Annotated in this window: 20 protein-coding genes; 12 read left to right on the forward strand and 8 right to left on the reverse strand. The window is 61.4% G+C overall.

The window, feature by feature from the left end:
* A partial coding sequence (locus tag AC1ECN_RS29710; protein WP_477954953.1) for an HdeD family acid-resistance protein occupies positions 1-350 on the reverse strand: 350 nt, incomplete at its 3' end.
* Between the two features lie 157 nt (positions 351-507).
* Here AC1ECN_RS29710 and betI point away from each other — a divergent pair.
* The 3 genes from betI to betA all read left to right on the forward strand — a co-directional run bounded on the left by betI (position 508) and on the right by betA (position 4447).
* On the forward strand, positions 508-1134 hold the full coding sequence (gene betI, locus AC1ECN_RS29715) for a transcriptional regulator BetI (RefSeq protein ID WP_024322718.1): 627 nt from the start codon (positions 508-510) through the stop codon (positions 1132-1134).
* Entirely contained in the window at positions 1131-2594 is a 1464-nt protein-coding gene (gene betB / locus AC1ECN_RS29720) for a betaine-aldehyde dehydrogenase (protein WP_024322719.1), read from the forward strand. The genes betI and betB overlap by 4 nt, the downstream gene beginning before the upstream one ends.
* A gap of 200 nt (positions 2595-2794) precedes the next feature.
* Positions 2795-4447: a choline dehydrogenase gene (betA, locus tag AC1ECN_RS29725; protein WP_130672226.1), complete on the forward strand. Its 1653-nt coding sequence runs from the start codon at positions 2795-2797 to the stop codon at positions 4445-4447.
* A 61-nt stretch (positions 4448-4508) separates the two neighbouring features.
* Here the strand turns inward: betA and AC1ECN_RS29730 are convergent, their stop codons facing one another.
* Together AC1ECN_RS29730 and AC1ECN_RS29735 are read right to left on the reverse strand one after the other, a co-directional pair.
* Positions 4509-4919 carry a GFA family protein gene (locus tag AC1ECN_RS29730; protein ID WP_018485205.1) on the reverse strand — a complete coding sequence of 137 codons (411 nt, stop codon included), beginning with the start codon at positions 4917-4919 and terminating at the stop codon, positions 4509-4511.
* 192 nt (positions 4920-5111) lie between these two features.
* Entirely contained in the window at positions 5112-5558 is a 447-nt protein-coding gene (locus AC1ECN_RS29735; protein ID WP_003546399.1) for an RrF2 family transcriptional regulator, read from the reverse strand.
* 420 nt (positions 5559-5978) lie between these two features.
* Here AC1ECN_RS29735 and AC1ECN_RS29740 point away from each other — a divergent pair, with 420 nt between their 5' ends.
* The 4 genes from AC1ECN_RS29740 (at position 5979) to AC1ECN_RS29755 (ending at position 10259) form a co-directional block, all read left to right on the forward strand.
* Positions 5979-6737 carry a phosphoadenylyl-sulfate reductase gene (locus AC1ECN_RS29740; RefSeq protein WP_130672225.1) on the forward strand — a complete coding sequence of 253 codons (759 nt, stop codon included), beginning with the start codon at positions 5979-5981 and terminating at the stop codon, positions 6735-6737.
* A gap of 127 nt (positions 6738-6864) precedes the next feature.
* Positions 6865-7818 (forward strand): sulfate adenylyltransferase subunit CysD, encoded by a 954-nt coding sequence (gene cysD, locus AC1ECN_RS29745; protein WP_003546395.1) that lies wholly within the window; start codon positions 6865-6867, stop codon positions 7816-7818.
* Between the two features lies 1 nt (position 7819).
* Positions 7820-9316, forward strand: coding sequence for a sulfate adenylyltransferase subunit CysN (cysN, locus tag AC1ECN_RS29750; protein WP_130672224.1), 1497 nt, complete (start codon positions 7820-7822; stop codon positions 9314-9316).
* A gap of 301 nt (positions 9317-9617) precedes the next feature.
* Positions 9618-10259: a peroxiredoxin-like family protein gene (locus AC1ECN_RS29755; protein WP_130672223.1), complete on the forward strand. Its 642-nt coding sequence runs from the start codon at positions 9618-9620 to the stop codon at positions 10257-10259.
* 51 nt (positions 10260-10310) lie between these two features.
* Here the strand turns inward: AC1ECN_RS29755 and AC1ECN_RS29760 are convergent, their stop codons facing one another.
* Entirely contained in the window at positions 10311-11018 is a 708-nt protein-coding gene (locus AC1ECN_RS29760) for a helix-turn-helix transcriptional regulator (protein WP_130672222.1), read from the reverse strand.
* An 88-nt stretch (positions 11019-11106) separates the two neighbouring features.
* Between AC1ECN_RS29760 and AC1ECN_RS29765 the strand changes: the two genes are divergently transcribed.
* Positions 11107-11505 (forward strand): VOC family protein, encoded by a 399-nt coding sequence (locus AC1ECN_RS29765; RefSeq protein WP_130672221.1) that lies wholly within the window; start codon positions 11107-11109, stop codon positions 11503-11505.
* 49 nt (positions 11506-11554) lie between these two features.
* Here the strand turns inward: AC1ECN_RS29765 and AC1ECN_RS29770 are convergent, their stop codons facing one another.
* Positions 11555-12421 (reverse strand): LysR family transcriptional regulator, encoded by an 867-nt coding sequence (locus AC1ECN_RS29770; RefSeq protein WP_197727392.1) that lies wholly within the window; start codon positions 12419-12421, stop codon positions 11555-11557.
* A gap of 69 nt (positions 12422-12490) precedes the next feature.
* On the opposite strand from AC1ECN_RS29770, the gene AC1ECN_RS29775 reads away from it, so the two are divergent.
* Entirely contained in the window at positions 12491-13465 is a 975-nt protein-coding gene (locus AC1ECN_RS29775; protein WP_130672219.1) for a quinone oxidoreductase family protein, read from the forward strand.
* A gap of 295 nt (positions 13466-13760) precedes the next feature.
* Entirely contained in the window at positions 13761-14714 is a 954-nt protein-coding gene (locus tag AC1ECN_RS29780) for an NmrA/HSCARG family protein (protein ID WP_477954959.1), read from the forward strand.
* A gap of 1 nt (position 14715) precedes the next feature.
* Here the strand turns inward: AC1ECN_RS29780 and AC1ECN_RS29785 are convergent, their stop codons facing one another.
* Complete coding sequence (locus tag AC1ECN_RS29785; RefSeq protein ID WP_477954961.1) at positions 14716-15636, reverse strand: LysR family transcriptional regulator; 921 nt, start codon at positions 15634-15636, stop codon at positions 14716-14718.
* A gap of 97 nt (positions 15637-15733) precedes the next feature.
* Entirely contained in the window at positions 15734-16333 is a 600-nt protein-coding gene (locus AC1ECN_RS29790) for an NADPH-dependent F420 reductase (protein WP_130672216.1), read from the reverse strand.
* A 111-nt stretch (positions 16334-16444) separates the two neighbouring features.
* On the opposite strand from AC1ECN_RS29790, the gene AC1ECN_RS29795 reads away from it, so the two are divergent.
* Positions 16445-17374, forward strand: coding sequence for a LysR family transcriptional regulator (locus tag AC1ECN_RS29795; RefSeq protein ID WP_130672215.1), 930 nt, complete (start codon positions 16445-16447; stop codon positions 17372-17374).
* Positions 17375-17427: 53 nt separating this feature from the next.
* On the opposite strand, the gene AC1ECN_RS29800 is transcribed toward AC1ECN_RS29795, so the two are convergent.
* Entirely contained in the window at positions 17428-18465 is a 1038-nt protein-coding gene (locus AC1ECN_RS29800) for a LacI family DNA-binding transcriptional regulator (protein WP_477954964.1), read from the reverse strand.
* Positions 18466-19013: 548 nt separating this feature from the next.
* On the opposite strand from AC1ECN_RS29800, the gene AC1ECN_RS29805 reads away from it, so the two are divergent.
* The gene (locus AC1ECN_RS29805) at positions 19014-20519 is read left to right on the forward strand and encodes a DegQ family serine endoprotease (protein WP_130672213.1); all 1506 of its coding nucleotides are present in this window, start codon (positions 19014-19016) and stop codon (positions 20517-20519) included.
* The last annotated feature ends 91 nt before the right edge of the window (positions 20520-20610 follow it).

Consider the following 20610-nt stretch of genomic DNA (forward strand, 5'->3'; position numbering starts at 1 on the left):
GTGCGGAAGACGCCGGCGATGACGAGGGCGAGCGAGAGAAACAGCGTCAGCGCCGCCGAAGTCAGGATCGGATTGACGAAGGCGCAGATGCCGGCAAGCACATAGAGCAGGCCGCTCAGCATCCAGAACAGGACATGATCCCAGCCGCGCACCTGGAAGGCATGAACGAGATAGATCACCCCGCCGGCCAGCATCAGCATGCCGACATAATAGACCGAGACGACGGTGGCGAGCATCAGATTGCCGAGCGCGATCAGACCGCAGACGAGCAGCAGCACGCCGAGGCCGACGAACCAGATCCATTTCGACTGCAGCGAAGATGTCGGCGTTCCCTCGAAGACATCGGCCATGACGCACCTCCTGTTGGATTCAACATATGCTGCAGCAATTTTTCAAGAAAAGATCTGCGCTAAATCAAATCGAGAAAGATTTTTATTGATTGATCAGTCAATCAAAAATAACTTAGCTCCGGTTCATAGGAGTTGGCGCGGTTTGCCGAAGGTCGGAATGGAGCGGGTGCGCCGCAAGGCGCTTGTCGATGCGGCGCTGCGGGTGATCGGCGATCACGGCTCGCTAACCGTCACCATGTCCGACATCGCCCGGCAGGCTGGCGTGTCGCCAGCCCTTGCCCATCATTATTTCGGCAGCAAGGAACAATTGCTGATCGAGACGATCCGCTCGCTTCTGAGACAATTGCGCAACGACACGGTGGCGGCGCTTAAGGCCGCCAGGACGCCGCGGGCGCGGCTTGCGGCCATCATCCGCGTCAGCTTCCATGCCGACCAGTTTGCGCCGGGCACGATTGCCGCCTGGCTTGCCTTCTACGCCGAAGCGCAGCGTTCGGAAGAGACGCGCCGTTTCCTGGTGATCTATGCCAGGCGGCTGCGCTCCAATCTGCTGGCCGACCTCAAGGCGCTGCTGCCCGCCGACGCCGCAGAACGCATCGCCGAGGGCGCTGCGGCGATGATCGACGGGCTCTATATCAGGCAAAGTCTGAAATCGGCGCCGATCGGCATTGAAGCCTCGATCGCGCTGACGGAAGATTATCTGAATGCGCTTTTGGCCACCGCCTCCCCCTCTCCCCGGAGGGAGAAGGAACGACCACATCGAACCACCCAAGGACAAATGACATGAAAGCCCAGCCGAAAGCCTCGCACTTCATCGACGGCGAATATGTCGAGGATACCGACGGCACCGTCATCGAGAGCCTTTATCCCGCGACTGGCGAGGTGATCGCACGGCTGCATGCCGCAACGCCCGCGATCGTCGAACGGGCGATCGCAGCGGCCAAACGCGCCCAGCCGGAATGGGCGGCGATGAGCCCGATGGCGCGCGGGCGCATCCTGAAGCGGGCGGCCGACATCATGCGCGAGAGAAACCGGGCCCTCTCCGAACTCGAGACGCTCGATACCGGCAAGCCGATCCAGGAGACTGTTGTCGCCGACCCGACCTCGGGTGCGGATGCCTTCGAATTCTTCGGCGGCATTGCGCCGGCCGGTCTCAACGGTTCGCAGATCCCGCTCGGTCAGGACTTTGCTTATACCAAGCGGGTGCCGCTCGGCGTTTGCGTCGGCATCGGCGCCTGGAACTATCCGCAGCAGATCGCCTGCTGGAAAGCTGCGCCGGCGCTTGTCTGCGGCAATGCCATGGTGTTCAAGCCTTCCGAGAACACACCGCTCGGGGCGCTGAAGATCGCCGAGATCCTGTATGAGGCGGGACTGCCGAAGGGGCTCTTCAATGTGATCCAGGGTGACCGCGACACCGGGCCGCTGCTGGTCAACCATCCCGATGTCGCCAAGGTGTCGCTGACCGGCTCGGTGCCGACCGGCCGCAGGGTGGCGGCGGCTGCCGCCGGCAACCTCAAGCACGTGACGATGGAGCTCGGCGGCAAGTCGCCTCTCATTGTCTTCGACGATGCCGATCTCGATTCGGCGGTCGGCGGCGCGATGCTCGGCAATTTCTATTCGACCGGCCAGGTCTGCTCGAACGGCACGCGCGTCTTCGTGCAGAAGACTGTTAAGGCCGAGTTCCTGAAGCGGCTGAAGATCCGCACCGAGGCAATGCTGATCGGCGATCCGATGGACGAGGCGACGCAGGTCGGGCCGATGGTCTCCTGGGCGCAGCGCGAGAAAGTGATCTCCTACATCGAGAAGGGCAAGGCCGAGGGCGCGAGCCTGATTGCCGGCGGCGGCATTCCGAACAACGTCTCCGGCGAAGGCTATTACGTGCAGCCGACGGTGTTTGCCGATGTCACCGACGACATGACCATCGCCCGCGAGGAGATCTTCGGGCCGGTCATGTGTGTGCTCGATTTCGACGCCGAGGACGAGGTGATTGCGCGGGCCAATGCCAGCGAATTCGGCCTTTCCGGCGGCGTCTTCACCGCCGACCTCACCCGCGCCCATCGCGTCGTCGACCGGCTGGAAGCGGGCACGCTGTGGATCAACACCTATAATCTCTGCCCGGTGGAAATCCCCTTCGGCGGCTCGAAACAATCCGGCTTCGGCCGCGAGAATTCGCTGGCCGCGCTGGAGCATTATTCCGAGCTGAAGACGGTCTATGTCGGCATGGGGCCGGTGGTGGCGCCGTATTGAAGGGTGCAAGACCCCTCCCCAACCCCTCCCCACAAGGGGGAGGGGCTAGTATGCGGCACCGGTTTTACCCTCCTTCGATCTCATCGCTTGTGGCGCCGATTTTGAAGTGAGGCGGAGCGGCAAATTCAGCCCCTCCCCCTTGTGGGGAGGGGTTTGGGGCGGGGTCTTCGAACCGTTGCAAAAGAATCTAAGGGAACGTCATGCAACAAGCAGATTTCGTCATCATCGGCTCGGGCTCCGCCGGCTCCGCCCTCGCCTATCGCCTCTCCGAGGACGGCAAGAACAGCGTCATCGTCATCGAGGCGGGTGGCAGCGATTTCGGGCCGTTCATCCAGATGCCGGCGGCCCTTGCCTGGCCGATGAGCATGAAGAGATATAATTGGGGTTATCTGTCCGAGCCGGAGGCCAACCTCAACAACCGGCGCATCACCGCGCCGCGCGGCAAGGTGATCGGCGGCTCCTCCTCGATCAACGGCATGGTCTATGTGCGCGGTCATGCCGAGGACTTCAACCGCTGGGAAGAGCTCGGCGCCAGCGGCTGGGCCCATGCCGACGTGCTTCCCTATTTCAAGCGGATGGAACATTCGCATGGCGGCGAAGAGGGCTGGCGCGGCACCGACGGGCCGCTGCATGTCCAGCGCGGCGGCTTCACCAATCCGCTCTTCCAAGCCTTCGTCGAGGCCGGCAAACAGGCGGGTTTCGAGACGACGGAAGATTATAACGGCAGCAAGCAGGAAGGCTTCGGGCTGATGGAGCAGACCATCTTCGGCGGCCGCCGCTGGTCTGCCGCCAATGCCTATCTGAAACCGGCGCTGAAACGGGACAATGTCAGGATCGTCTACGGCTTTGCGCAGAGGATCGTGATCGAGGACGGACGTGCCACAGGCGTCGAGATCGAACGCAACGGCAGAATAGAGGTGGTGAAGGCGAACCGCGAGGTGATCGTTTCTGCATCCTCCTTCAACTCACCGAAGCTGCTGATGCTGTCGGGCATCGGTCCCGGCGAGCATCTGCAAGACATGGGCATTACGGTGAAGGCCGACCGGCCGGGGGTCGGCGCCAACCTGCAGGACCATATGGAATTCTACTTCCAGCAGGTCAGCACCAAGCCGGTGTCGCTCTATTCCTGGCTGCCGTGGTTCTGGCAGGGCGTGGCCGGCGCGCAATGGCTGCTCTCGCGCGGCGGGCTCGGCGCCTCCAACCAGTTCGAGGCCTGCGCCTTCCTGCGGTCTGCAGCAGGGCTGAAGCAACCCGACATCCAGTACCATTTCCTGCCGGTGGCAATCAGCTATGACGGCAAGGCGGCGGCGAAGAGCCACGGCTTCCAGGTTCATGTCGGCTACAACCTGTCGAAATCGCGCGGCAGCGTGAGCTTACGCTCCGCCGACCCCAAGGCCGATCCGGTGCTGCGTTTCAACTATATGAGCCATGCCGAGGATTGGGAGAAATTCCGCCACTGCGTGCGCCTCACCCGCGAAATCTTCGGACAGAGCGCCTTCAACGACTATCGCGGCCCGGAGATCCAGCCGGGCGAAGGCGTGCAAAGCGACGACGAGATCGACGCCTTCCTGCGCGAACATCTGGAAAGCGCCTATCACCCTTGCGGCACCTGCCGGATGGGCGCCAAGGACGATCCGATGGCGGTGGTCGATCCGCAAACGCGGGTGATCGGCGTCGATGGCTTGCGCGTCGCCGACAGCTCGATCTTCCCGCACGTCACCTATGGCAACCTGAACGGGCCGTCGATCATGACGGGAGAGAAGGCAGCCGACCATATCCTCGGCAAACAGCCGCTGGCGCGCTCGAACCAGGAGCCGTGGATCAACCCGCGCGCCGCCGTCAGCGACCGGTGATGCGGAGCGCGCGCCAAAAAGCGAACCCCTTCTACTCGGCCGCTTTGCCCCGGTCTCGCTTTCAGCGTTTTGCCACACTGCTTTGATGGAAACGTTCGACGGCGGTATCCATCCGCACCCAGTCATGTTTCGACTGCTCGAAAATCGACAGGACGGGGGCGGGGTAATGGCGGTCCGCCAGCGCGCCGACGGCTACGCCGATCATCGCCGGCAGCTTGTCGGCCGTCCAACAGACCGATGAGCCGCAGTTCGGACAGAAATAGATGTGCACCTTTCCGCCGCTTGCCCCATCGCGGGTGAACTCTTTCCTCGCTCCCGAAATGCTGACGGCCTCGGCCGGATAAAAGGCGCCGACGCCGAATGGCGCGCCGGTCCTCCGCTGGCAGTCGAGGCAGTGACAGGCGACAACCAGTTTTGCTTGTTCCGGGAGCGTGAGTGTGAGAGCGCCGCAAGCGCACCGGGCATCGGCCATTGGAAAACCCTCCGTTTTCTGACGTGGGATCAGGTTGAAAATTCAAACCGGGATGGCGATTACTTCTTGCGATCAAGCTCGTTCGGCAGCAGACATCGCAGCGCCTATCCCGGCAATCTGGAATTCGGCGTTTTCACGGAAGTAGAGCCGCTCTAACCTTTTCCGATGGGCGGCCGGATCTGGAACCTGACCTTACGCCAGCAGCCGGGTGACTTCGGCGCTGTGCTTTGGGGCGATGGCATCGGCGATGGTCGTCGAGAACAGCACCTTGCGGGTGGCGTCGGCCACCTTGGCGAAGACGTGGCGGATCTGGCAGTTCTGTTCGCCATCGCAATCGTCGCATCTGCGGTAAGCCGTGATCGAGAGGCACGGCAGCGGCGCGATCGGGCCGTCGATGATGCGCAGGATCTCGCCGAAGGTAATCGTGTGGGCGGGCTTCAGCAGCAGATAACCGCCCTGCTTGCCGCGACGGCTGGCGACGACGCCGTGATGTTTCAGGTCGAGCAGGATCTGTTCGAGGAACTTCTTCGGGATCTTCTGCTGCGCCGCGATATCGGAAATCATCACCGGTTCATCGGCATCGGCATCAGCCAAGACCGTGAGCGCCCGCAGCGCATATTTCGCCTTTTGCGTAATCATTTTTGACCATCGACACACACAGGCGGCGCGAATTTCCGCACCGCTACGGAAGTACTTTCACCTCTATGGCACAACCAGCATGAACGGAATTTGAACGCGCCGGAGAAAGCCTTGAGAGACAAGCGTTTTGGCCTTGTTTTTTGCTCTCGGCCAAGCGCACTTAATCTATGCCAAAACCGCGCCTTCTGCACCATTTTCGGCATCACTTCAGATTTCGGATTGACAGGCTGCGTGTAACTCTACTATTTCTATAGACATTCGAACTGCCGATGTGGATTTTCATCCGCAGGCGGCTGCTTTTCTGCATCGCGGCAGCTTCGGAGAGATATTTGCTCCTCCGGCCGCAGCTTTCGAAATCCCTTTTTCTGTCCGATCCATGCGTGAACTGCGATACTCCCGTCAACAAAGGACAGGAATCTCATGACTGCTATCAATAGGATTGCGGAAGAAGGGCCGATTGCGGAAGCCGAGGCGCTGAACGACAGACTGGCGGGCCTCGACCTTGCCGGACGTCTGTCGCTGGTCTCCGGCCTTGGCGGCCGGGTGGTGTTCACGACGTCACTCGGCATCGAGGACCAGGTGATCACCGCCGAGATCGGCACGCACCGCCTGCCGATCGATATCGCGACGCTGCAGACCGGCCGGCTGTTTGCCGAGACGCTGTCGCTGATCGACGAGACCGAAAGCCAGTACGACATCCATATCCATCGCTTCGAGCCCGAGAAGGCCGATATCGACGCCTATGCGGCGCAATACGGCCTCAACGGTTTCTACGAGAGCGTCGAAGCCCGCCATGCCTGTTGCGGCGTGCGCAAGCTGAAGCCGCTTGCGCGTGCCCTCGAAGGTGCTGCGATCTGGGTCACCGGCCTGCGCCGCGGCCAATCGGCCAACCGCGCCGAAACGCCCTTTGCCGAATACGACGCCGAACGCCACCTGCTGAAGGTCAATCCGCTCGCCGACTGGGACCTGGAGGCGATCAAGGCCTTCGTTTCCGCAAACGGCGTGCCGGTCAATCCGTTGCACGCCCGCGGTTATCCCTCGATCGGCTGCGAACCCTGCACCCGGGCGATCAAGCCCGGCGAGCCGGAACGCGCCGGCCGCTGGTGGTGGGAGCAGGACGAAACGCGCGAATGCGGCCTGCACGTCGCCGAAGAGGCCGCAGCGATCGCCGCACAGTAAATCACCCCACGGCTTTCCCAATCAGGGCGCGGCGACCGCCGCAGCCTTGGGAAAGTCAACATTCCCTGGGAAAGCCAACATCAAGTTTTGCGGCGAGCCGTAAACGACCGATAGCCTGGAGTAACACATGCCCGATAGCCGTCCGGATACGGAACTCAGCAATCCGCAGAGCGCCAAGGCGCCGCTCGACCCGCATCTGAAAGCGCTGGAAAACGAATCCATCCACATCTTCCGCGAGGTTGCGGCCGAATTCGAGCGTCCCGTCATGCTCTATTCGATCGGCAAGGACTCCTCAGTGCTGCTGCACCTGGCGCGCAAGGCCTTCTATCCCGGCCGCGTGCCCTTCCCGCTCTTGCATGTGAACACCGGCTGGAAATTCTCCGAGATGATCGCCTTCCGCGACGAGACCGCGAAGAAGTATGATCTCGATCTGATCGAGCACATCAATCCGCGCGGCAAGGCCGAAAACATCACGCCGTTTACGCATGGATCGGCCGCCTTCACCGACATCATGAAAACCGAGGGGCTGCGGCAGGCGCTCGATGCCGGCCAGTTCGATGCTGCTTTCGGCGGTGCGCGGCGCGACGAGGAAGCCAGCCGCGCCAAGGAGCGCATCTATTCCTTCCGCACGCCCGATCATCGCTGGGATCCGCGCAACCAGCGGCCGGAACTCTGGAACATCTATAACGGCATGATCCGCAAGGGTGAGAGCGTGCGCGCCTTCCCGCTGTCGAACTGGACCGAAGTCGATATCTGGCGCTACATCCAGGCCGAGGACATTCCGCTGGTGCCGCTCTATTACGCCAAGAAGCGGCCTTTCGTGGAGCGCGACGGCATGATGATCCTGGCCGAGGATCCGCGCCTGGAACTGCTGCCCGGCGAAGTCCGCCAGGAAGGCATGATCCGCTTCCGCACCCTCGGCGACTTCCCGCTGACCGGCGCCATCCGCTCACAGGCCACCACCCTCGAAGAGGTGATTGCCGAACTCGAAATCGCAACGGTGTCCGAACGCCAGGGCCGCGCCATAGATCGCGACCAGTCCGGCTCCATGGAAAAGAAGAAGCGTGAAGGATATTTCTGAGATGACCGCAGCCCAAACCGCCGTCTCGGCCGCAACCGTGGTCAGCCTGCCCGCCGCCGAGCCGGTCAAGGCCGTGCGCGATACCAGGCCGCTGCGCCTGATTACCTGCGGCAGCGTCGATGACGGCAAATCGACCTTGATCGGCCGCCTGCTCTGGGACACCAAGGCGGTCAAGGAAGACCAGGCCGCCACCCTGCAGCGCGATTCAACCGGCAAGCAGAACGATCTCGGCCTGCCCGACTTCGCATTGCTGCTCGACGGTCTGCAGGCCGAGCGCGAACAGGGCATCACCATCGATGTCGCCTATCGCTATTTCTCGACCGACAAGCGCTCCTTCATCGTCGCCGACACGCCCGGCCACGAGCAATATACCCGCAACATGGCGACCGGCGCCTCGACCGCCGATCTCGCCATCCTGCTGGTCGATGCGCGCTTCGGCATTCTCGAGCAGACGCGCCGTCACGCGACGATCGCCTCGCTGCTCGGCATCAAGCAGTTCGTGCTCGCGGTCAACAAGATCGACCTGACGGGCTATGACCGCGCCGGCTTCGACAAGATCAGCCATGACTTCCGGGAATTTGCCCTGTCGCTCGGCGTCAAGCAGATCACCGCCATTCCGATGTCGGCGCTGAAGGGCGAAAACGTCGTCTATTCCGGCCAGGCCGCCATGCCCTGGTACAGCGGCCCGACGCTGGTGGAAACGCTGGAGCTTGCCACCGTGCGCTCGTCGCAGACGGTCGGCTTCCGCCTTTCCGTGCAGCGCGTCTCGCGTCCCGGCGAAAGCTTCCGCGGTTATCAGGGCACGGTTGCCGGCGGCTCGGTCAAGCCAGGCGACAGCGTCATGATCCTGCCGTCGGGCATGGTCGCCAATGTCTCGAAGATCGTCACCTTCGATCTCGTCCGTAATGCGGCCGTTGCCGGCGACGCGATCACGCTGGTGCTCGACCGCCAGGTGGATGTGGCGCGCGGCGACATGATCGTCTCGATCGACGCGCAGCCGCAGGTCGGTCTTGCCTTCGACGCACAGATCGTCGCGCTGCAGCCGGAGGGCATCGAGCCCGGCAAACGCTACTGGCTGAAGAGCGGCAGCCGCCGCCAGCGCGTGCAGGTGCAGCCGCTCAGCCAGCTGGAACTGAAGACCGGCACCTGGAACGCCGCCCAGCGGCTCTACATGAACGCCATCGGCAAAGTCCGGCTCATCTTCGACGAAGCGGCGATCTTCGACCCCTATGAGCAGAACCGGCTTTCCGGCTCCTTCATCCTGATCGATCCGGAGACCAACAACACGGTCGCCGGCGGCATGGTGACCGGCAAGCGCAGCGAACTCGGCGGCCTGCACAATGGCGAAGCCCGCGTCATCCTCTCGCTTCCGGCCGATCTTGCCGAGCAGATCATGGCAAGCGAACTCTTCGCCAGCCGCAGCCATGAGGCCGAGGTACGGCGCATGACGGCCGCCGAAGCCGCCGACCTCTGGTCGAGTGCCGCAAGCGACATCTGACAAGGGATAAGGGGCCAGCAAGACTGGCCCCTCACCGAGGCCGGATCCGTGGGCTGCAGGGCGGCGGATTCCCTGTCGGCCTCTACGGCCGCTAAAAAAATCAGAGTTTGCAGAAAACCGACTTTTTCAATTCACGATTCGCTGTTTACCGCTTGCCCGCGGGCCGATGTGGGGCCATTCTTAGATCGGATCCTGGCGGTGCGGTAAAACGAGAGGTCAGGCCCTGCAGCGCTCAATCTCGACCTCGAAGCAGTTAACGTGGCGCCTTTTCTCGACTGATCCCCGAGCGAGGAGGTTGTCCATGTCCACGCACTATGTCGACCATCCGCTACAACCGGGCGACCGGGTCCCCAACGTTGTGTTCGACGCGATCTCGCGCGAGGGGAAGATCGCACTTGATGATTTTCGTGGCCGCAGCCCATTGTTGATCGGTTTGTTTCGAGGCCTGCATTGTCCGTTCTGCCGGCGCCATGTCGCGGCCATGGCATATCTCAACCCGATGCTGCGTGAGAAAGGCGTCCAATCCCTGGCGGTGGTAAACACCCCGGTCGAACGCGCGCGGCTCTATTTCCGTTACCATCCGATACCCGATCTTCTTGCTGCTTCCGACCCGGTACGGGCTTCGCACCAAGCCTTCGGCTTACGCGAGGTCGGGATCGACACGGCCATGGCGATACGGATCGATCTTCCGGGCGAGTTGCCCGAGCCTATGGGCGTGATGGCAATGGACGACTTTCTCAACAAGAAGGAAGGATATCAGATTACGGAAGCCGATCAGCAGATGATGACTGCCGACCACGGGCAGCTTGTCGGTCAGTTCCTAATCGACCGGGAGGGCATCGTACGCTGGAGCTTCACTGAAGTTCTGGAGGCTGGGCTCCAGACATTCCAGGCACCGAATTCCGAGGAATTGATGTCGGTAGCTTCCCAAGTCGTACATTAACAACGAAAAACTCGCTGACGCCCAGCCGCAAGTCGACACCAACTCGCGCCGTCACTGCGTCCCACGGGATTTCCGCATTTCGGCATCGCGCCACTGCTGCCATTGCTGCCTCAGCTTGCTCCGGGACATGCCTATGGATTCACCGAGTATCTCGACTTTGAGGATACGTTCGGTACGGAAATGGCGGAAGGCTTGTTTCGATTGGCACCACGCGATCAAGAGGCTGTGCGTGTCGTCATAGCCGAGAAGCACAGGCCACACGATGCGGCTGGTGATCGTCCCGTCCGCTGCGCGATAGTCGAGCTCAAGCTTGCGGCCTTCCCTGATCGCCAACCTGAGCGGACGCGTATCGCGTGTCACATCGCCGCCGGCATCATCCGGTTTGATGCCGACGGCGGGTTGGGCAATATAGGGAAGAAGGTCCTGCGGCATGACCAATGTGATCTTGGCCATCACATCGCTGGCGGCATTGCGCATGGCCGCGTCATTCAACCTTGCCACCATTTGAACGCCGAGCACGACGGCCTCGATCTCGTCAGGCGTCAGCATGAGCGGCGGCATGTCATATCGCGGATCGAGGACGTAGCCGAACCCCGCTTCGCCCTCGATTGGAACACGCTGGGCAATCAGGTGTGCGATATCGCGGTAGACGGTTCGCCGCGCGACCTCAAGTTCATCCGCAAGCTCAGACGAGGTCACCGGGCGGCTCGTCCGTCGAAGAATCTGGATGATCTGAAAAAGTCGATCTGCTTTTCGCATGCCTGATGACTCCTGCTGCCACAACGCTGTCAGCACGGCTATGTCACAAAAGCAAGGAAAGAGATGGTCGCGCATCAGGGAGAAGATCATGAAATTCGCATCCACCCGCCTCATTGCCTCGGATATGACAGGCATGGTGGCCTTTTATGAGCTTGTGACGGGCTGCCGCGCCGACTGGCTTGCGCCCGTCTTCGCCGAGATCGTCACCCCCGGCGCGAGCCTCGCAATAGGCAGCGCGGAAACCGTGGCCTTATTCAGCGAGGGCAGTTCGGAGCCAGGGGCCAACAGGACGGCCATTCTCGAGTTCATGGTATCGGACGTCGATGCGGAATTCGCACGGCTCAAGGACCAGGTCACGATCGTGCACGCACCCAAGGATTTGCCATGGGGCAATCGGACAGTGCAGATTGCCGATCCCGAGGGGACACACGTCGCCCTCTATACACCCATAACCGACGCCGCGAGACGGCGTTTCGCTGGCCGTTGAATGGCCGACGCTGTTTGCCGGAGCTTTTGTTTGAGTAACGTTCCGCGCGCTACTTCCCCAAAGCGCTCTTCAGCGCATCGGTGACGACGCGCACGGAGGGGACGTCTTTGATGTCCGAATGGACAACCAGCCAAACCTCTCTTGTCAAAGGCTGCTCTGTCTCAATGCGCTGGAGACCGCTGGACTCCAGGACGGCGAAATCGGGGAGCATGACGACGCCGGCGCCAAGGCGTGCGGTTGCGGCCTGGAATTCCAGAACGGACGACCGCACCGCGATCGGCCGGCCGGCGGCCAGTTCGATCAGCCGCAGCTGTTGCGGTGAGGCGTTCATGGTTTCGTCGTAACCGATGAAGGTCCAGTCCGACGGGGAAACCGTTTCGAGATAGGTCTTTGATGCGTAGAGATGGAAGCTCGTCTCGCCGAGCTTGACGATGGCGTAGTCGCCGTCCTCGGGACGCGACATTCGCACGGCGATATCGGCCTCTCGTCTGTTCAGCGACGCGAGGCGCTTTTCTCCGACAAGCGTGATCTCAACACCCGGATGGTCTCGCCTGACTGCGGCGATCGGCTTTGCGAGCAGCACGCTTGAGAGAGCGGGCGGCGCGCTGATCCTCACATGGCCGCGCAATTCCGTGGCGCTGCTGCGGCCAAGCTGCTCGATTGCCGCAGTCTGCGCGGCGACAAGAGCTGCGTGCCTGGCAACCTGCTCTCCATCCGAGGTCAACATGATGCGCCGTCCGCGGCGGTCTACCAGTTTGCGACCCAGACTGGCTTCAAGCGACGAAACGCGCCGGCTGATCGTCGCGTGTTCGACGCCGAGCTGCTTTGCGGCACCAAGCAACGTTCCCGACTGCGCGAGCGCCAGGAAATGCCGAAGGTCGTCCCAGTCGATTTTTGTGAATTCTCTCCCAATCATTGTGAAGCAATAGGGAATTTTCACACATCACGCCATGGCTTAATTTGTGCCCATGAAGGAGCACGAGAGATGACCGACCAAATCATATGGCTGAACGCCCCCGGTGACGTCACCCAGTTCCATGTCGAGGAGCATCACCATTCTGAACCTCCCTGTCATGGCGAGATAAAGATCCGTCATCAGGCGATCGGAACCAACTTTCTCGACGTCTATCACCGAAAGGGCCTCTACCCCATGCCCTCCTACCCCGCGGTGATCGGCGCCGAGGCGGCAGGCATCGTCGAGGACGTCGGTTCTGGCGTCTCCCTGTTCCAAAAGGGTGACCGCGTTGCCTATGCCGGGCCTCCGGTTGGCGCCTATCGCTCCACGAGGAACATTGCCGCCGAAAGGGCGATCAGGCTTCCGGATGCCGTTTCGGCGAAAACGGCAGCGAGTTCGCTGCTCAAAGGCATGACCGCCTATATGCTGTTGAAGAAGACCTATGATGTGCGGGCAGGAACTCAGGTTCTGATTCATGCGGCCGCTGGCGGGCTTGGGAGCATCCTCGTTCGTTGGGCCAGATCGCTCGATGCCACCGTGATCGGGACGGTTGGCTCCGCCGAAAAGGCAGCACTTGCCGCATCTTATGGGGCCGATCATCTTATTGTCGGACGAGGCGCTGATATCGTCGGGGACGTGAAGCGGCTGACGAACGGGCTTGGTGTCGACGTCGCCTATGACGGGATCGGCGGCGACACACTTCTCAAAAGCATACGCTCTGTCCGACCATTCGGCATGGCAGTCACCATCGGTCAGGCCGCAGGTGCTATTCCACCGGTGCCCGTCGAAGAACTTCGCCCCGGCAAGGCGCTCTGCCATCCGAGCATCATGGCCTGGTGTGCTGACATCGGACAATATCGCGAGGCTGCTCTGGCTGCCGTCGGCGCGATGGAAATGGGCATCGTCTCGCAGATCGGCGCCGAATATCGTTTGGCCGATGTTGCGAAGGCTCACGAAGAGATGGAATCCGGACGCTCGGCGGGCAGTATTCTGTTGATACCCTGATTGCTCAGCGAAACAGCGCCGGAGTCCATGGATCGCTTCCGGCGCTTGCGGTCATCCCGGCGCCGGTTTCGACGTTCTGATCGGGATGGCGAACCGATTTGTATCCGCGGCTGGCCCGCACCATTTATCCGAAAATTGGCATTATGTTATGTATTTCAGATATCTACAGCCATAGAACCTGTTGCGATAGGGTGCCCGCCATCGAGGTGGACTCTCGGCGCAGGCCGACCGCCTCCCGCAAAATGACGCCTGGCACTGCAGTCGGTGTCAGTGGCAGGGAAAGGTTTAAAGTTCTATGTCTGCACATGAAAAGCCACTGATCGCGATTGCCGGTGCAACGAGCAAACAGGGGCGCAGCGTCGCCGCGGCCCTCCTTGAGAGCCAACGTTTCCGGGTGCGTGCTTTCACCCGCAAAAAGGATTCACCTGAAGCTCTACGTCTCGAGGAACGCGGCGCTGAAATCGTAGCCGTCCCTCTCGAACTTGGCCGTCAAAAGGACCTCGTTGCGGCCTTCAAAGGCGCGGATGGCGCATTTCTGATGACGCCGCCGATCGCCCCGCCGGAGACAATCGAGGCCCCTCTCGGCCGACAACTCGCGGATGCCGCCGTTGAGGCCGGCGTCGGGCATATTGTTTTCAGCACGCTTGAGAATGTCGACAAGATCGCCAGCGGGACGAAATATGCGCCGCATTTTACCGACAAAGCGCGCGTTGCCGACTATATTCGCGGCCTGCCGATCTCTCATTCCTTCGTCATGCCGGCATTCTTCTACACGAATCTGCTCGAATATTATGTGCCGCGCATGGAGGGCGATACGCTCCTCCTGCCGGTTTATCTTCCTGAAGATTTTCGAGCGCCTTTTGTCGATCCACTGACGGCGACCGGGCMGGTCGTGCTTGAAATTTTCTCAAACCCCGAGCGTTACAACGGCAAAACGCTGCCGATCGTCGGCGACATCATTTCTCCGCGCGAAATGATCGAAACCTTTCAGCACGTGACCGGGCTCAAGGCCGCGTATCGAAACGCTTTCACCCGGGATGGCCTGCTGCGCTATTTTCCAGAGTTTGCCGCCAACGAACTTCTCGTTCGAGAGATTCTGGGGATGGTCGAATATGCTGTCGACTACGGCTATTTCGGCAAGGAGCACGATCTTGAATGGAGCCGTCGCCTGAACCCCGACACGCTCAACTGGGAGCAATATCTGCGAACGACGGGGTGGCGTGGCGAAAAGCGGTCCTTCGGACTCTAAATCATGACGGCCGGATTCCCGGCAATTTGGAAACCTCGGCGACAAGAAAGTCGACGAGAAGCCGAACGCGGGCAATGGCTGCACGCTCTGGAACGATCAGCAAGCTCACAGGAACCGGTAAAGGACGATAGTCGCCAAGCACGACCTCGAGCTGGCCGTCGTCCAGAAGATCGTGAACCAACCAGAGATGTGCGGGACCGATGCCGCGTCCGGCGGCAAAGGCTTCGCGCGCCGCAAGTCCGTGATCGACGCGCAACTTGCCGCTGACGGGGATCATCAGGCTTGTGCCATCGGGAGAGGAAAGAACGAGCTGATCGCTCCCCGCCACATTGGACATCACGACGGTTTCGTAGCGTGACAGATCAGCTGGGCGCTCCGGCCGTCCATGGACGGACAGATAGGTCGGGGCGCTCACCAGCAGCCGATGGCTTTCTCCGAGCGCATGAAGTTTCATCGCGCTSTCGGCGAGAGGCCCAAGACGGAGTGCGACGTCGACGCCTTCGCGAACCAGGTCGATACGCTCGTCCGTCAGGTTGAGATCGACCCGGATGTCCGGGTGCTTGTCCTGGAAATCAAAGATCAGGCGCGTGATGTGCATCACGCCGAGCGCTGCCGTACAGGAAAGCCGAACAGCGCCCGCGGGGGCCTGACGGGCATCTCTTGCTTCTTCAGCAGCCTGCTCGACCAGGCGCAATATCTGCAGGCAGTTGGTATAATAGCGGCTGCCCTCGTCGGTCAGGGTCACGCGACGCGTGGTTCGGCTCAGAAGCGGTACGCCGACAGCCTCTTCAAGTTCATTGAGGTGCCGCGTCACGGTGGATTGACCGATACCCAGCTCTCTTGCGACCATCGACAGGTTGCCGCGTTCGGCGACGCGAACAAAGGTGCGCATTCTGTCGAGAGACAGTCCCGTATTATCCATTTTTCAGCACAGTGATCGTCATTCCCTCGGTATAGGGAATAATCCGGGCTATGCCTAGTTCGAGCAGATCGGCCGGATTGATCCGGCCGGTCGCTGTTCATCCGAATTTGACAAGGTTGAGGACAGGCAACGGCCCGCCGGGGAATTGCGCGAGCTTGCCGCCGATCGAAATCGGCCCGAGATCGATGCCGGCAAATCCCAGTCTGGAGATCAGCGCCCCCACCTCGGCCTTCGATTGGGCATCGTCGCCGGAATAGAAGAGCACGCGGCTGCCACCCTCGGCGCGGGGATCAGCTGAAACCAGATGCGCCAGAAGATGGTTGAATGCCTTCACGACGCGAGCGCCGGGCACCAGGCTCGCGAAGACTTCCGTCGACAAGCGGCCATTCAGCTCAGCCGGTTTGAACAGCGGTCCTTCGATGGGGTTGTTGGCGTCGATCACGATGCGGCCTGCCCAGTCGGGAAGACCCGCCAATGCGTTGGGAAGCTTTGACCAAGGAACGGCGACAAGGACGAGGTCGGCTTTCGCCGCCTGTTCGATCGGCCCCGCCGTAATGTGCGGCGACAGCTCCTCGGTCAGTTCCTGCAATGTGTCAGGGCCGCGACTGTTCGAGATCGTGGCAGCGATGCCGTTGCGGGCAAGGGCTCGGGCGAAGGCGGAACCGATCTTGCCGGCGCCAATGATACCGATGGTCATTGCGATAACTCCATTGTTTGGTTTCGATGGAGCGAATATCGCCTCGTTATTCCCTTGTGATTAGACGGAATTGCCTGTTATCAATTTCAAGCATTCATTGAAAGTCACGACATGGAGACGCTTGCAAACCTGGAATCCTTCGTGCGCAGCGCCGAGCTTGGCAGCTTCTCCTCGGCGGCACGGCGGCTCGGCCTGACGCCGGCGGCGGTCAGCCGCAATGTCGCAGCCCTTGAAGGCAACCTGAAGCTCAGGCTGTTTCAACGAAGCACCCGACGCCTGACGCTCACGGAAGCAGGCGAGCGCTTTCTGCTTTCAATCCGTGACCATCTGGACAGCCTGCAGGGAGCGATCTCGGAGGCATCGAGCGAACAGTCCGAACCATCCGGCGTGCTGAAACTCAGCATGAGCCCGACACTCGGCATCGGCTACATCCTTCCGCTATTGCCGGAGTTCATGCGGCGATATCCGATGATCCGGCCGGAATGGATGTTCGAAAACAGACAGGTCGATCTGATCGCCGAGGGCTATGATGCTGCGATCGGCGGAGGGTTCGAATTGACGCCCGGCATCATCGCCAGGGCATTGGCGCCCGCTCACATTATCCCCGTGGCATCACCGGGATATATGGGCGATCGGGTTCCGCCTCATGATCCGTCCGGCTTGCACGAACTCGACGGTATCGTCATGCGCTCGATGCGGACGGGTCGAATTCACCAGCGGCAGATGCGCAATCTTGCTGGAGATGAGCAGCCTGCGGCCTTGAAAGAGACGATCGTCGTCAACGATCCCGCGGCAATGCGATCCGCCGCGCTGCTCGGCCTTGGTGTCGCGATGATCGCCAAGGCGGATGCTCTTGGCTATCTGGAGAGCGGCGAGCTGATCCGATTGATCCCGGCATGGTATGCCGATGCAGGCCCGATTTCGATCTATTATGCAAACCGCACCCTGCTGCCCTCCAAGACAAGGGTGTTCATCGACTTCCTGACGGAGGTTTTTCAACGTGAGCGGTGGCCGGAACGATTTGCAGGAACACTGGGCTGATATCGGCAGACACAAAGCTGGCAGGTCGTACCAGATTGCCGCGTCAAGACGCGCTAGCGTGTCGAGCCGCGCGGGATGATGGAGAAGCCGCAATCGACCTTGTCTTCGCCGGGCGGTTCGTCGCGGACGGCGCGCAGCAGCATGTCGGCGACGCGGTAGCCGATTTCGTAGCGTGGAATCTGCACCGTCGTCAGCGTCGGCTGGGTGAAGGCTGAAAATTCCAGATCGTTGAAGCCGCAGATACCGACATCCTCTGGCACGCGGATGCCGCGCGCTGCGCATTCGATGAGCACGCCGAGCGCCAGATCGTCGCTTTGGGCAAAGACGGCATCGATATCCGGCACGCGCTGCAACAGGCGGGCAAACAATTCCCTGCCGAGGCCGGTGCTGCTTCCCTCATTTCCGCCAATGGCAAGATCGGGATCGAAACGGCCAGCTTCCCGCATCGCGGCCTGATAGCCTTCCTTCCGGCGGAGCGAGCGAATATCCGTGCCGCGGCCGATGAAGCCGATCCTCTCATAGCCTCTCGACAGCAGGAAGCGGGTGGGTTCGGCGCCTGCCGCGTGATGATCAAGGCCGACGACCAGCCTTGCCGGCTCCTGGCTGAGATCGGTGATATGGGCGATCGGACAGGTGGCATTCTCGATCAGCGGCAGGAGATCACGATAGGATTCGGCGCCGGCGATGATGACGCCAGCCGGCTTCTGCGTCAGGAAGGATCTGAGTTCGCCGGCCTCGCCGTCGGCATGATGGAGCGTACTGGAATATTGCACGCGGAATTCGGTGGCGCGCAAGCAATCCTCGATGCCGATCATCAGGCCGGCAAAGCCGTGCTGGTGCAAAGCGGGCGTGATGACGCCGATGATGCCGTTATGGAGGCCGGCGAGCGCCCGGGCGGCAAGATTGGGGATGTAGCCCATCTCGTCTACCGTGCGCAGGATGGTCTGACGCAGATCCTCCGAGACGATTTCAGGATTGCGAAGCGCGCGCGAAATCGTGATGGGGCTGACCCCCACCTTCTTCGCCACATCGCTCAACTTCACATGCKCGCCGCGCCTGGCTTTCCGCCCCCGCTCCACTGCTGCCCTCATCCCCCCTTATACGTCGCCCGCGAGACGCTTGCCCTCGAATCGCGGTCTTTACTTTTTGAAGAAGAAATAATTTAGAGTCTACTAACATTTTATATTCGCAACAGGATCCTGGACTATAACTTCCAGAAGCAGCAGCGGGATCGTCTGCCGGCAAATTACGGGCGCATGTGGCGATCGGATCACCACCTCCGGGCATAAGTCCATTTATTTTCGAATGAAAACATCGCGGCGGCGGCCAAGCGAGGCAAAATCAGGCCGGATTTTTTGGAAGCTCAAACGCTGGGTGAGCGAAGATTAAATTCCGGTCATATCTTACAAATCGGCAATATAAACATGATCAAACTTTAATTTGTAAATCCGCTTGCCGGGATCATATGAATCCCCAGCGCCAATTCTTCTCTTCCCCCGGTCGCCGCCACTGACGACTGCGCGTTCCCAAGAGGAATTGGCGCCAAACACCATCCGACGCCAGGTCCCAGGACATGGAACCACGACGCCATCCAAAGCCAACGCTCTCGCAAGGGACCACCGTCCAAGGGATCACCACCATGTCACACATCCTCCGCAACCATCGCACCGCAGCCCTTTTCGGGGCCGCCATCATCGCCGGCGCGGCATGCCTGCCCTTCGCCATCAACGCCTCCAGCGCCTTTGCCGCGCCTTCTGATGCCGGCGGCGTTCTTGCCCCCAGCGGCTCCTTCGCGTCCATCGTCGATGCCGACAAGCCTGCCGTCGTCACCATCACCACGACAATGAAGGCGACCGATGTCAGCGCCGGAGAGCAGGAGTCGCCGATGGATGAGCAGTTCCGCCAGTTCTTCGAGGACCAGGGCATCCCGCTGCCGCACCAGGCGCCGAAAAACCGGCCGTCGCAGCAGGCAATGGCGCTCGGCTCCGGCTTCATCATCAGTGCTGACGGGGTGATCGTCACCAATAACCATGTCATCGACAATGCCGTCGACATCAAGGTGATGCTGGATGACGGCACGGAACTGCCGGCCAATCTAATCGGCACCGATCCGAAATCCGATGTCGCCGTGCTGAAGATAGAGGCACCGAAGCCGCTGCAGACCATTGGCTGGGGCGATTCCGACAGGCTGAAGCTTGGCGACCAGATCCTGGCGATCGGCAACCCCTTCGGCATCGGCACCACTGTCACGGCCGGTATCGTCTCGGCGCGCGGCCGCGACCTGCACAGCGGACCCTATGATGATTTCATCCAGATCGACGCGCCGATCAACCACGGCAATTCCGGCGGCCCGCTTGTCGATCGCAGCGGCAATGTCGTCGGCATCAACACCGCCATCTATTCGCCGAACGGCGGCAGCGTCGGCGTCGGTTTCGCCATTCCCTCCGATGAGGCCAAGGCGATCGTCGCCAAGCTGCAGAAGGACGGCTCGATCGATCACGGCTATCTCGGCGTGCAGATCCAGCCGGTCACCAAGGATGTCGCCGATGCGGTCGGCCTCGACAAGACCGGCGGCGCGCTGGTCGCCGCCGTCACCGACGATACGCCGGCCGCCCATGCCGGCCTGAAGCCCGGCGATATCATCACATCGGTCGGCAGCGAGAGCGTCAAGACGCCGAAGGACCTGTCGCGCCTGGTCGCCGATCTTTCGCCGGGCGCCAAAAAATCACTCAGCGTCTGGCGCGACGGCAAGACCATCGATCTCAACGTCACCGTCGGCACCAATGAGGAAGGGCAGAAGCAGGCCGCGGCTGAAAGCCCCGACGCCCAAGACCAGAGCACCGGCCAGCCGAGCCTCGGCATCGGCCTTGCCGATCTGACGCCCGATGTGCGCCAGCAGCTCAACCTGCCGCGCTCGGTCAGCGGCGCGGTTGTCGCCAAGGTCAACCCGGACAGGTCGGCGGCTGCCGCCGGCATCCAGTCGGGCGATGTCATCGTCTCGGTGAACGACAGACCGGTCCACAATGCCCGCGACGTCAAGACCGCAATCGCCGATGCCGGCAAGGCCGGCCGCAAGTCGGTGCTGCTGCTCGTCGAACGCGACGGCAACAAGACCTTCGTCGCCGTGCCGTTTGGGGCAGCCTGACGGCCGCCCGAGCTTTTGCTGCAAACAGGAAAAGCCTGCCTGAGGCGGGCTTTTCGACGGACCGGAGCGGAAAGGCCTTGGAGCCAAGCAC

This window comes from Rhizobium sp. 01N447_2 (genome assembly GCF_056399245.1).